At 70.8% G+C, this 12,710-nt stretch carries 11 protein-coding genes; 5 read left to right on the top strand and 6 right to left on the bottom strand.

Annotated features, from left to right (window positions below; all coding sequences use genetic code 11):
• The 3 genes from AB0M36_RS12030 to aceA all read right to left on the bottom strand — a co-directional run bounded on the left by AB0M36_RS12030 (position 1) and on the right by aceA (position 4,547).
• Positions 1-1,479: a mannitol dehydrogenase family protein gene (locus AB0M36_RS12030; protein ID WP_364155663.1), complete on the bottom strand. Its 1,479-nt coding sequence runs from the start codon at positions 1,477-1,479 to the stop codon at positions 1-3.
• Between the two features lie 160 nt (positions 1,480-1,639).
• Positions 1,640-3,256, bottom strand: a complete 1,617-nt coding sequence (gene aceB / locus AB0M36_RS12025; RefSeq protein ID WP_364155661.1) for a malate synthase A — start codon at positions 3,254-3,256, stop codon at positions 1,640-1,642.
• Position 3,257: 1 nt separating this feature from the next.
• Positions 3,258-4,547: an isocitrate lyase gene (aceA, locus tag AB0M36_RS12020; protein ID WP_364155659.1), complete on the bottom strand. Its 1,290-nt coding sequence runs from the start codon at positions 4,545-4,547 to the stop codon at positions 3,258-3,260.
• A 123-nt stretch (positions 4,548-4,670) separates the two neighbouring features.
• On the opposite strand from aceA, the gene AB0M36_RS12015 reads away from it, so the two are divergent.
• Complete coding sequence (locus tag AB0M36_RS12015) at positions 4,671-6,125, top strand: helix-turn-helix domain-containing protein (RefSeq protein ID WP_364155657.1); 1,455 nt, start codon at positions 4,671-4,673, stop codon at positions 6,123-6,125.
• Between the two features lies 1 nt (position 6,126).
• Here AB0M36_RS12015 and AB0M36_RS12010 read toward each other — a convergent pair whose 3' ends face one another.
• Together AB0M36_RS12010 and AB0M36_RS12005 are read right to left on the bottom strand one after the other, a co-directional pair.
• Positions 6,127-6,342: a hypothetical protein gene (locus tag AB0M36_RS12010; protein WP_364155655.1), complete on the bottom strand. Its 216-nt coding sequence runs from the start codon at positions 6,340-6,342 to the stop codon at positions 6,127-6,129.
• A 339-nt stretch (positions 6,343-6,681) separates the two neighbouring features.
• Positions 6,682-6,810, bottom strand: coding sequence for a hypothetical protein (locus tag AB0M36_RS12005; protein ID WP_364155653.1), 129 nt, complete (start codon positions 6,808-6,810; stop codon positions 6,682-6,684).
• Between the two features lie 69 nt (positions 6,811-6,879).
• Between AB0M36_RS12005 and add the strand changes: the two genes are divergently transcribed.
• From add to AB0M36_RS11990, 3 genes are all read left to right on the top strand, one after another.
• Positions 6,880-7,848, top strand: a complete 969-nt coding sequence (gene add, locus AB0M36_RS12000) for an adenosine deaminase (protein ID WP_364155651.1) — start codon at positions 6,880-6,882, stop codon at positions 7,846-7,848.
• A 400-nt stretch (positions 7,849-8,248) separates the two neighbouring features.
• Entirely contained in the window at positions 8,249-9,082 is an 834-nt protein-coding gene (locus tag AB0M36_RS11995) for a hypothetical protein (RefSeq protein ID WP_364155649.1), read from the top strand.
• 295 nt (positions 9,083-9,377) lie between these two features.
• Positions 9,378-9,794: an alpha/beta fold hydrolase gene (locus AB0M36_RS11990; protein ID WP_364155647.1), complete on the top strand. Its 417-nt coding sequence runs from the start codon at positions 9,378-9,380 to the stop codon at positions 9,792-9,794.
• 5 nt (positions 9,795-9,799) lie between these two features.
• On the opposite strand, the gene AB0M36_RS11985 is transcribed toward AB0M36_RS11990, so the two are convergent.
• The gene (locus tag AB0M36_RS11985) at positions 9,800-10,423 is read right to left on the bottom strand and encodes a hypothetical protein (RefSeq protein WP_364155646.1); all 624 of its coding nucleotides are present in this window, start codon (positions 10,421-10,423) and stop codon (positions 9,800-9,802) included.
• An 83-nt stretch (positions 10,424-10,506) separates the two neighbouring features.
• Between AB0M36_RS11985 and AB0M36_RS11980 the strand changes: the two genes are divergently transcribed.
• Positions 10,507-12,702 carry an Ig-like domain-containing protein gene (locus AB0M36_RS11980; protein WP_364155644.1) on the top strand — a complete coding sequence of 732 codons (2,196 nt, stop codon included), beginning with the start codon at positions 10,507-10,509 and terminating at the stop codon, positions 12,700-12,702.
• Positions 12,703-12,710 lie beyond the last annotated feature (8 nt).

Raw genomic sequence — 12,710 nt, 5'->3', positions numbered from 1 at the left:
TCAAGGCGTGGCGACCAGCCCCTGCAACGTGGCCCGGGCGCCCCTGGCGTGCAGGGAGGACAGGGCCGAGCGGTATGTCGCGACGAACCGCTCGTCGTCGACGAGGTCGCCGAAGAGTTCACGATTGGCGACGAAGGCGAGTGGTTCCTCGCGCTGCCGGCGGGCCAGGGGCACCAGGGTGTCGCGGAGGCGGTCGACCACCTCGATGGGCCGGCCCTGCTCGTCGACGCCCTCGGCGTAGCGGGCCCAGGAGGCGACCACCGCGGTCGCCCGGCGGATGTCGCCGCCGGTTGCCAGGTTGTGGCGGATCACCGGGAGCAGCCATTTGGGGATGCGGTCGGAGCTTTCCGCGCAGAGCCGGGCCACGGTGTCCCTCACCTGGGCGTTGGAGAACCGCTCGATGAGCTGATGCCGGTAGGCGTCCAGGTCGATGCCGGGGACCGGGGCCAGGGTCGGGGTGGCCTCGCGGTCCATGTAGGCGAGCAGGAACTCGGCGAACAGCGGATCCTGCGCCACGTCGTGCACGAGGCGGTAGCCGCTGAGGTAGCCGAAGTAGCACAACGCCTGGTGGCTCGCGTTGAGCAGGCGCAGTTTCATCAGCTCGTACGGCTCCACATCGCTCACCAGTTGCACCCCCGCCTCCTCGAACGGCGGGCGTCCCGTGGGGAAGGCGTCTTCGAGCACCCACTGGGTGAACGGCTCGCAGACCACCGGCCAGGCGTCGTCCACGTCGAACCGCTTGCGGACCTCGTCGCGGTCGTCGGCGGTGGTGACCGGGGTGATGCGGTCCACCATGCTGTTGGGGAAGGCGACGTGCCGGCGTACCCACTCCCCCAGCTCGGGGTCGCGCAGCGTGGCGTAGGCGACGAAGCTGCGGCGGGCGACGTCGCCGTTGCCCTGGATGTTGTCGCAGCTCATGATGGTGAACGGGGCGATGCCTCGGGCGCGGCGGCGGGCCAGGGCCTCGGTGACCAGACCGAAGGTGGTCCGGGGTTCGACGCCGGGGGTCAGGTCGTACTGGACGGCGGGGGTGTCGGTGAGGAACTCGCCGGTGACCGCGTCGATGTTGTAGCCGCCCTCGGTGATGGTCAGGGAGACGATGCGCACGCCCGGGTCGGCCATCTTCTCGAGGACGGCCTCGGGGTCGTCGGGGGCGTACAGATATTCCTTGATGGCGCCGATGACGCGCGGCTCGAGGGAGCCGTCCGGCGCCTTGACGACGAGGGTGTAGAGGCCGTCCTGCGCGACCAGGGCGTCGCGCATCCGCTCGTCGAAGGGCATGACCCCGACGCCGCAGATCGCCCAGTCCAGCGCCGCGCCGCCCGCCATCAGGCGATCGAGATACATCGCTTCGTGGGCCCGGTGGAAACCGCCGACACCGAAGTGCACGATCCCGGTCCGCAGCGCGCCGCGGTCATAGGACGGTACGGGCAGGTCGGGCGGCAGCGACGACAGGTTCCGGGCAGTGAGCGGCAGCATCGGTGTGTCCTCCCCAGCGCGGCGAGAAGCTCGTGGCGACCTCAGCATCGCATCCGGGAAAGCGTCACGCCGGGCCCCGGGCCCGGCGCCTTTCTCATCGTGCGCCAACACGGGCACGGCCCGGCGGCAGATCGCCGCCGGGCCGTCCTCTTCCCGCAGGTCAGGCGCTCATCGCGGGGGCAGGCGTGGGCTTGTCCCCGGTCATGTGTCGCAGGTAGGCGGGCAGGGTGAGGAACTCCGGACAGGTCCGCTCCGTGAGCAACACGGTGAGCAGAGTGCGGGCCTGTCCGAAGCGCCGCGCGGCGTCCTCATCGAGAGCGCCGGTCTCGGCGAGGACGTCCAGCTCCTCGCGCAGCATCCGGGTCACCAGTCCGGCCGTGACCGGCACGCCGTAGTCGGTCGGGGTGCCGTGGGAGATCCACTGCCAGAGCTGTGCCCGGCAGATCTCCGCGGTCGCCGCGTCCTCCATCAGGCCGCCGAGGGCCACCGCGCCACGCCCGCCGAGCCAGGCGGCCGTGTATCGCAGGGCGACGCTGCAGTTGTTGCGCAGCGCCACCTCGGTGACCGTGACCGTCGTGGACCGCACGTCGAGCAGCTCCCGGGCGGTGACCCGCACGTCGTCGCGGCGACGCACGAGCTGGTTCGGCTCGAAGCCGAGCCACTGGTCGAAGACCTCCTTGCAGGTCTCGACCAGGCCGGGGTGCGCCACCCACGAGCCGTCGAAGCCGTCGCCGACCTCGCGCCGCTTGTCCTGCCGCACCTGGTTGAGCGCCCGCTTGGCCGCGACCGGGTCACGGCTGGGCACGACGGCGGCCATGCCGCCGATCGCGTGGGCGCCGCGCTTGTGGCACGTCTGGACCAGCAGTTCCGTGTACGCCCGCATGAACGGCGCGGTCATCGTGACCTGCGAGCGCTCCGGAAGCACCACGTCCGGCCGGTTCTTGATCATGCTGAAGAGGTAGTCCCACCGGCCCGCGTTCAGGCCGGCCGAGTGCTCGCGCAGCTCGTACAGGATCTCTTCCATCTCGAAGGCCGCGGTGATCGTCTCGATCAGCACCGTCGCGCGGATGGTGCCGCGCGGGATGCCGAGCAGCTGCTGGGCGTAGACGAACACGTCGTTCCACAGCCGGGCCTCGAGGTGGCTCTCGAGCTTCGGCAGGTAGAAGTACGGTCCGCTGTCCCGGTCGAGCTGACGACGGCCACAGTGGAACAGGTACATGCCGAAGTCGAACAGCGACGCCGACACCGCACGCCCGCCGATCCGCAGGTGGCACTCGGGCAGGTGCCAGCCGCGAGGCCGCACCATGATGGTCGGCATGGTGTCGCCGATCCGGTATTCCTTGCCGTCCGGCGCGGTGAAGTCGAGCTTGCCGTCCAGCGCGTCCCGCAGGTTGAGCTGGCCGAGAACGACGTTCTCCCAGGTCGGCGCGGTGGCGTCCTCGAAGTCCGCCATCCACACCTTCGCGCCGGAGTTGAGCGCGTTGATGGTCATCTTGCGCTCCGGCGGCCCGGTGATCTCCACCCGGCGGTCGGTCAGGTCCTCGGCCGGAGGCGCCACCGTCCAGGAGTCGTCCTTGCGGATCGCCTCGGTCGACGGCAGGAAGTCCAGCTCGGTGGTGCGGGTGGCGCGCCGGCGACGCCGGCGCTCCAGCAGCTGCACCCGGCGGGCGCCGAACTCGCGGTCCAGCGCCACGACGAAGTCGATCGCCTCGGGCGTCAGGATCTCGGCGTACCGGCCCCCGCTTTCGCCACAGATGGTGACCTCTTCGGTGCCCATGTCAGAACTGCTCTTCCTCGGTCGAGCCCGACAGCGCGGTGGTGGAGCTCTCCGGGTTCAGCGCGGTCGAGACCGCGTCGAAGTAGCCGGTGCCGACCTCGGCCTGGTGCTTGGTCGCGGTGTAGCCGTCGGTCTCGGCCGCGAACTCGGCCTCCTGCAGCTTCACGTACGCGCTCATGCCGGTGGTCGAGTAGCCCTTGGCCAGCTCGAACATCGAGTGGTTGAGGGCGTGGAAGCCGGCCAGCGTGACGAACTGGAACTTGTAGCCCATCGCGCCGAGCTCCTTCTGGAACCGGGCGATGGTCGAGTCGTCCAGGTTGCGCTTCCAGTTGAACGACGGCGAGCAGTTGTACGCCAGCATCTTGTTCGGGTGCTTGGCGTGCACGGCCTCGGCGAAGCGCTTGGCGAACTCCAGGTCCGGCTTGCCGGTCTCGACCCAGAGCAGGTCGGCGTAGTCGGCGTACGCGACACCACGGGCGATCGCGGCGTCCTCGCCCGGGCGGACCCGGAAGAAGCCCTCCGCGGTGCGCTCGCCGGTCAGGAACGGCTTGTCACGCTCGTCCACGTCGGTGGTGAGCAGGTCCGCGGCGAGCGCGTCGGTGCGGGCGATGACGAGGCTCGCCACGCCGGAGACGTCCGCGGCGAGGCGGGCGGCGTTCAGCGTGCGGATGTGCTGCTGGGTCGGGATGAGCACCTTGCCACCCAGGTGACCGCACTTCTTCTCGGAGGCCAGCTGGTCCTCCCAGTGCACACCCGCGGCACCGGCGGCGATCATCGCCTTCATCAGCTCGAACGCGTTGAGCGGGCCACCGAAGCCGGCCTCGGCGTCGGCGACGATCGGCGCGAACCAGTCCTTGTCGGTGCGGCCGGCGGCCACCTCGATCTGGTCGGTGCGCAGCAGCGCGTTGTTGATCCGGCGCACCACGGCCGGCACCGAGTTGGCCGGGTAGAGGCTCTGGTCCGGGTAGGTGTGGCCGGACAGGTTCGCGTCGGCCGCGACCTGCCAGCCGGAGAGGTAGATCGCCTTCAGTCCGGCGCGGACCATCTGCACCGCCTGGCCGCCGGTGAGGGCGCCGAGGGCGTTGATGTAGTCCTCGGAGTGCAGCAGGTCCCAGAGCCGCTGGGCGCCGCGCTCGGCGAGGGTGTGCCGTTCCTGCAGGCTGCCACGAAGGCGAACGACGTCCTGCGCGGTGTAATCGCGCTTGATGCCGAGCCATCGGGGATCGCCGGCCCATGCCCGAGTGAGGTCCGCGGCGGTACCGCCCCTGACGTCGGTCAGCTGATCAGTCATCTCAAGTTTCCTTTCCAGCCCCTGCTCCGTGCGGGAAGAACTTGACTCTCGCGCACTCCGCAACCCCCCAAGAAGGCGTTTGTGAGGAGAAGAATTGAGAATCTTCTGCTAACGTAAAAACCCGTGACGGCTTCATCTTCCGACGGCTCGGTCGACCTCGTGACGCTCGGCCAACGGCTGCGACACCTGCGGCGGTCGAAGAACATGACCCTCGACCAGCTCAGCGCGGCGGTCGGGCGGGCGCCCTCGCAGCTCTCCCTCATCGAGAACGGCAAACGCGAGCCGAAGCTCAGCGTGCTGCAGGCGATCGCGGGTGCTCTGGGCGTACCGATGCAGGATCTGTTGCGACCCGAGGCGCCGAGCCGGCGCGCCGGGCTGGAGATCGAGCTGGCCCACTTCCAACGCGAACCGGCCTACCAGGCGCTCGGCCTGCCCCTCGTGCGCGCCGGGCGGCGCCTGCCCGCCGACGCCCTGGAATCGCTCATCGGCCTGCACCGCGAGCTGACCCGGGTGCTGACCGAGCAGAGCGCGACCCCGGAGGTCGCCCGCCGGGCCAACCATCAACTGCGCGAACGGATGCGCGAACGCGACAACTACTTCCCGCACATCGAAGAGGCGGCGGCCAAGATCCTGCAGTCGGTGCGGCACACCACCGGCCCGCTGTCCCAACGCGGCATTCTGGACATCGCCGCACAACTCGGCTTCACCCTGCACTACGTGCCCGACCTGCCGGACTCGACCCGGTCGGTCACCGACCTGCGCAACCACCGCATCTACCTCCCCCAGGTGGCGAGCAACAAGGGCCACGACCCGCGCGCGGTGGTCCTGCAGACGCTAGGCCACTTCGTGCTCGGCCACGAGGACCCGTCCGACTACGGCGACTTCCTGCGCCAGCGGGTGGAGGCCAACTACTTCGCGGCCGCCCTGCTGATGCCGGAGAAGTTCGCCGTCGACTTCCTGCGCGACGCGAAGGCCGACCGCGCCCTGGCCATCGACGACTTCCGCGACGCCTTCGGCGTCTCCTACGAGACGGCGGCGCACCGGTTCACCAACCTGGCGACCCACCACTTCGGCATCCCGGTCCACTTCTGCCGGGTGCACGAGAGCGGCCTGGTCTACAAGGCGTACGAGAACGACGGCGTGCGCTTCCCCGCGGACGTGACCGGCGCGATCGAGGGACAGCCGGTCTGCCGCAACTGGGCCTCCCGCACGGTCTTCCAGGCGGACGACCCGTACTCGTCCTTCTACCAGTTCACCGACACCGTCGGCGGCACGTACTGGTGCACGGTGCACGTCGAGTCGACGCGGTCCGGGGAGTTCTCGGTGACGGTCGGGACGCCGTACGAGCACGCCCGGTGGTTCCGCGGCGGCGACACCACCCGCCGGACGACGTCCCGCTGCCCCGACCCGGACTGCTGCCGCCGCCCGCCGGCCAACCTGGTGAAGCAGTGGGCCGGAAGCGCCTGGCCGAGCGCCCGGGTGCACTCCCACCTGCTGGCGGCACTGCCCCCGGGCACGTTCCCGGGCGTCGACGCCCAGGACGTCTACGAGTTCCTGGAGCGCCGCGCCCACGAGTGAATCACGCCCTGCTGAGCCCCTTGCAGAGCGCCGTGGGGAACTCGGGTGCGACGGCGTGCACGCCCGCGCATCCCGCGCCCTTCGACCTGTCGACGGTCTTCCAACCACGATCGAAGCGCAGGAAGTAGCGGCTGACCCGGGGCTCGGCCGTGCAGCCCGGACGCGTACCCCCGTCGACCGGCCCGCACGCGCCGGCGGCGGTGTCGATGTCCAGCACCGCCCACTCGCCGTCGCAGCCCTTGAGGTCCCACGAGGAATCGTCACCTCCGCCTCCGTGGTGATCCAGCGCGTGCCGGGAGCGGGCGTGGTGGCGCTCGGCGAGGGGACGGGCGAGGGATCGCCGCCGGCCCGCCGAACGGCGGCGGTGCCGAGGCCGGAGGTGACGGTCAGATCGCCGGTGGCGCCGCGACCGTCGCCGGTGTCCATCACGACCACGAGGTAGTCCCCGGCGACACCGATGACATAGGTGTCCATCCGGTCGGTGTTGTCCCAGTCCCGCGAGAGCAATGTGCTGTGCGGCCCCCACAGGTTCGTCTGCTGGATCCGGTGCAGCACGTCACCGGGCCCGGTCGGACACCGCACCGCCGCGGCGATCGGCCATGGCGTACCCGGTAGCGGCGGTGATCGGGATCGCCGCGGCCGCGAGCAGGACGGTGACGGCGATCCGCCGTCGCAAGAGTGACATGGCGCCCATTGTGCCTATTGATCGACCGCGCCGGATGGGTACCCGTACTCACGCGTGCCACAATGCCGCGTGACTCCGAAGATCGAACTGCATCTGCATCTGGAGGGCTCCGTCCGGCCCGCCACCCTGCTGCGGCTCGCCCGCCGGAACCGGGTGACGCTGCCGACGGACGATCCACTGTCGCTGGCCCGCCTGTTCAGCTTCCGCGACTTCGCCCACTTCCTCGAGGTGTGGAACCTGATCGCCGGATGCCTGCGGACGCCGGACGACCTCCGACAGATCGTCGTGGACTACGCCGGGGAGGCACGGCGGCACGGCGCCGTCTATGTGGAGGGCATCTTCACGCCCCAGCCGGAACAGGTCGCCGAGATCGGGCTCGACGCCATGTTCGAGGGATACTGCGCCGGCGCCGCCGAGGCCGAGCAACTCCACGGTGTGACCGTCCGGCTGACACCGGAACAGTACCGGGGCTGCGACCCCGAGTTCGGCGTCGCGGTGGCGCGCGCGGCGGTGCGGTTCGCCGACCGCGGGGTGGTCGGTTTCGGCCTCGCCGGCTTCGAGGGCCGTCACCCGGACGCCCCGCACGCCGAGGCGATGCGCATCGCCGCCGACGGCGGCCTGGGCCTCGTGCCCCACGCCGGCGAACTCGCCGGCCCCGCCTCGATCCGCTCCGCGCTGCTGATGGGAGCGAGCCGGCTGCGACACGGCATCCGCGCCGTCGAAGACCCGCACCTGCTCGCCGAACTCGCCGACCGCCGCATCGTCCTGGACATCTGCCCCACCTCGAACCGCCGCCTCGGCGTCACCGGCGCCGACCACCCCCTCCCCCACCTCGTGGCGGCCGGCATCCCCTGCTCCATCTCCACCGACGACCCGGCGCTCTTCGACACCGACCTGTCCACCGAGTACGCGATCGCCGCCGACCTCGGCGTCACGGCCGAAGCCGCCTACCGAGCGGGCCTCGCCGGCGCACTCTGCGACGACACCACCCGCGCCCGCCTCGCCGCCCTGGCCCCTGACGCGACGCCGGAGTCGTAAGGCAGCTGTCCGATCGACTGTTCCGGCCTACCGACGGTGAAACTGGCTACGCTGAGTGCCGTGTTCAGCCTGCTGGGTGGGTTCGTCGCCGAGGTCGCTGGCTCGCGGGTCGGCGACAGACTGGGTCGGCTCACCCGGCGAGGGCTGAAGGGCGAGCGGCGGGTGGCAGCCGCATACCGTGCTCGCTCGAAGAACGGAATCGGCGGCCGCTGGCGCCACGGTTACGTTCGTGTCCGAGCCGTGAGGTAGCGGCCATGACCAAAGGCGTGGGCGGTCCGACCCGGGCCCACACGTGGGGCGATTCAAGCTGCGCTCACGCAGAATTTGGACGTTCGGCTCCAGCGAGTGAAGCTGTGCCTTTAGGCCGCGGTCCCTCCAGGACGCCCATAAGATTTTCGCCATGACGGTGGATCCCGCGACGCTCCACGGCGACCAGCAGGCGCTCTTCCTGGCGCTTCCGCCAGATGGAACGGCTGCCAGCAATCCCACACTCCAGAAGAAGCTCGGATGGGATAGCGACCGCTACTTCCACGCTCGCGACGCACTGGTCGATGCGACTCTGATCGTACGAGGCAGAGGCAGGGGCGGCGTAGTACGGCGCGTCGCGACGGATTCGCCGGCTGAGGAGAGGACCGTCGCCGTTGTTGTCGAGACGACCTCCGACGTGGCGACCACTGCTGCCACCGTCGAAGCGGTCATCAAGAACGAGCTCGCCCTCTACGATCCGATGCGTCACGTCATCGCGAACGACTGGGCAAAGGACCACCGGCGCGATCCCTTAGCTGTGGAGATAACCGCCCTGCAGGGTCGCCGTTCGACCGGCGGTACCTGGTCGCGACCGGACATCGTGAGCGTCGAGGTACGTACCTTTGCTTTCGTACCTGGGAAGTATCTAGAAGTCGCGTCCTTTGAAATAAAGGCCGCCAACGCCATCAATGTCCAGGCGGTATACGAGGCCCTTGCACACCGCCGTTCAGCCACCCATTCCTACGTGCTGCTCCACGTTCCCGCCGACCAAGCGGAGCAGCTCGAAGAAGATGTCGCTGACGTTGCGGAGGCTGCCCGCACACATGGGATCGGCGTCATCACGGCCGCCGACCCGGACGACTACAACACTTGGGAGGATCGCGAAGAGGCCCGTCGGATCGAGCCCGACCCGGAGCGTCTCAACAACTTCGTGGCGACGCAGCTCTCCGAGAAGACCCGTGACTTGATTTCTCGTCGTCTCCGCTAGCCCTCACGCCCGCCGGTCGTCGAAATTCCCTGTCCCCGCGCGAGTACGGGTTATACGTTCCGTCGATGAATCCGCCTGTTACCGGCCCACCGAACGAGCGAGTCGCGAACTTTCGCACCCCCGCCGGGGCGGCCGCCGTCGCGCAGCGTTACCGGGAGTTGCTGGGGACCTGGCCCGTGCCGCATGAGGCGCGCACCGTCGCTAACTCGGCGGGTGACACGTTCGTCGTGTCGAGCGGGCCGGTGGACGCGCCGCCGGTCGTGGCGTTGCAGGGGTCGGGCGCCACCACGGCGATGTGGTGCGGCAGATCGAGGGGCTCTCTCAGCGGCTGCGGGTGCATGCCGTCGACGTGATCGGGGAGGCCGGTTTGAGCGCACCGGCGCGCCCGCCGCTCGGGTCGCCCGCGTACGCCGAGTGGCTCGACGATGTGCTCGACGCGCTCGGCCTCGACGCGGCCGCGTTCCTGGGGGTTTCGCTGGGCGGCTGGCTCGCGCTGGATTACGCCGTGCGCCGCCCGCGTCGGGTGAATCGGCTGGCGTTGCTCGCGCCGAGCGGGGTCGGACGCCGCCGGTTGCGGGTGTTGCTGGTCGCGGTCGCGTTGCTGCCCTTCGGGGACGCCGGCCTGCGCCGCACGATGCGGTTCGCGCTGGGTGGCGCGGTTCCCGACCGCGAACTCGGCGAGTTCGCCCTCCTGGCGGCGCGCGACGGGTGAAGCCGTCAGTCGAACGGGACGGCTTCGCTCGGCGGCCCGGGGGTCGGCGTTCTCGGGCAGTAGCGGCGCGCGAGCCGGCCGAGCTCCTCGGCGGGGGGCTCGATCTGGCTGCAGGTCACGCCGCCCACGGACATGGAGGTCCAGGCGGTGAGGGTTCCCCGCACCGGCTGCTCGCACGAGACGGAGAAGTCGGCCGAGACGGCCTGCACCCCCTGGTAAGAAAGGGTTTCCCGGATGGTGGGGTCGTCCACCTGGCCTCCGAAGCCGATGCGGCCGTCCTTCTGGACCGGCGACTCGACGTGGATCTCGTCGCCGGTTTCGGCGCTGAGCGACCTGGCGAGCCGCGGCAGCCAGTCCGCCGGTGCGGCCACGCCCGTGACGGCGGGGGTGAAGGGCTCGTCGAGGACGACCGTGCTGGTCTCGGAGACGCCCTTCCCTGAGTCGAGGTAGACCCGGGTGAGCGTCGGCTGGGTGGTGTGGCCGGACCACTCCACGCGGGCGCCGGAGAGGTCGCAGCCGGGTGGCACGGTTGCCGGGGCGGATGAGCGGCCGCTGTCCGGTTTTCCGCAGCTGAGCGGCCCCAGGACGACCAGGGCGGCCAGGGCAGGAAGAGCCGTGCGTGTGATCATCTCGCCATCATGACCCGGCGCGCCGCCGGCCGCCGCAGATTTCCGACAGGCGACCCGAGTCGGCGCCGTGCTCAGATAGGTGGATGGACAACCGTCGTCTGTGGAGTGTAGCCGTGGCCGCGCTCGTCGCGCCCCTGGCCGTCGCCGCGCCGGCTCCCGCGGCGTCCGCGGGCTTCGCGTTGAAGGTGAACTTCTCCGATGCGGCCACCGCCCCGCCCGCCGGGTATGTGCGTGACTTCGGGGAGGCCTACGCGGCGTCCCGAGGGTTCGGCTGGGTGCGGGTGGGGACGTCGACGCCGCTGAGCCTGGTCGGGAACGGGCGCAATCGCAATCCGGGTGCCGGCCAGCCGGACGTACGCCTGGCGACGCTCATGCACCTGCAGCTTCCCGCGGGTTCGCCCGGTGTCACCACGCCGGGCTCGTGGGAGGTCGCGGTGCCCGCCGGCGCCTACGCGGTGACGGTCGTGGTGGGTGACTCCGGCACGGCGGTGGACAGCGCGCACTGGCTCAGCATCGAGGACCAGAACGCCGTCGCGGCCTTCGTGCCGACGTCCTCGACGCGGCACGCGTCGGCCACCCGGACGGTCCGGGTGACCGATGGACGCCTCACGCTCAGTGCCGCCGGGGGCAGCAACACGAAACTGAACTATGTGGACATCGCCGAGGTGCCGGGCTCGGGGTTGATGCCGGCGGTGCGGACCAGCACGCCGGCGAACGGGGCGACCGGGGTAGCGCCCACCACCAGCGTCGTCGAGGATCTGATTCTGCCGAACGGCGGCGTCGACCCGGCCACCCTGACCGGCTCGACGGTCCGGCTGACCCGGGTACGCGACGGCGTGGCGGTGCCCGCCACCGTGATCACCAGTGGCGGTGGGGACGTGGTCAACCTGTCCCCCACGGCCGCGCTGGCGGCGAACACCGCCTACCGGTTCTCGCTGACCTCCGGGGTCCGCGACGTGAGCGGGCGGGCGTTCCAGCCGTACTCGATCGTCTTCACCACCGGCAGCGGCGGCGGGCCCGGCGGCCCGGCGGCCTTCGACAAGGTCGTCGGGGTGGCGACCGGCGCGCCGTACACGACGGTGGTGAAGGGACCCGACGGCCGCTTGTACGCGGGCACGCTCGACGGGCGCGTCTTCCGGTTCCCGATCAACGCCGACGGCACCCTGGGCGCCGCCACGACCATCACGGCGGTGCGCGACAACGCGGCCGCGCTCGGGCTGCCGGGCGCTCCCGCCCGCACGATCATCGGCATGGCGTTCGACCCGGCGGGCGGCCTCTGGGTGACCGACAACTACCAGTACACGGGGCCGTTGAACGTGCCGGAGTGGTCCGGGCGGATCGGCCGGCTGTCCGGCACCGACCTGGGAACGTACACGCCGAGGGTGGTGAACCTGCCCCGCTCGGTGAAGGACCACGAGACCAATTCGCTGGCCTTCGGTCCGGACGGCGCCCTGTACGTCACCCAGGGCGCGAACAACGCCATGGGCGCGCCGGACTCCACCTGGGGCAACCGTCCGGAGCAACTGCTGAGCGCGGCGGTGTTGCGGCTCGACACCGCCCGGCTCGGCGCCGCCGCGCTGGACGTGCGGACGGCGGACGGCGGGACCTACGACCCGTACGCGGCCGGCGCCCCGCTGACCATCCACGCCACCGGGGTCCGCAACGCCTACGACCTGGTCTGGCACCGCAACGGCCACCTGTACGTCCCCACGAACGGCTCGGCGGCCGGCGGCAACACCCCGGCGACGCCGTCCCCGCTGCCGCCGGCCTGCGCCCGCCGCGGCTACACCGGACCGGCGGTGCCGGCGCTGACCGGCGTGCCGACGGCCGAGACCGACTACGTCTTCGACGTGAAGCCGGGCCGCTACTACGGCCACCCGAACCCGCTGCGCTGCGAGTGGGTCCTGGCCGGTGGCAACCCGACCGCGGCGGCGGACCCGTTCGAGGTGCCCGCCTACCCGGCCGGAACCCGGCCCGACCCGACCTTCGACCTCGCCGGCACCTACGACGCCGGGCTGCACGCCTCCGCGAACGGAGCGATCGAGTATCGCGGCGGGGCCCTCGACGGCAAGCTTCTGGTGGTCCGCTACTCCGCCGGCCAGGACATCGAGACCTTCGACGTGGCGGCGGACGGGACGCTGAGCGACCGAACGACCGGCATCACCGGGTTCACCGGCTTCAGCCAGCCGCTCGACCTCGTCCAGGACACCGGGCGGGGCAACCTCTACGTCACGGAGCTGGGCGCCTCGCGCATCACCCTGCTCAGACCCCGGCCCTGAGAGCTCAG

Origin of the sequence: Actinoplanes sp. NPDC051346 (assembly GCF_040682215.1) — a bacterium.
Lineage (GTDB): Bacteria > Actinomycetota > Actinomycetes > Mycobacteriales > Micromonosporaceae > Actinoplanes.
Note: the sequence above shows the minus strand (reverse complement) of the source record. Positions and strands in the feature narration are given on the sequence as shown.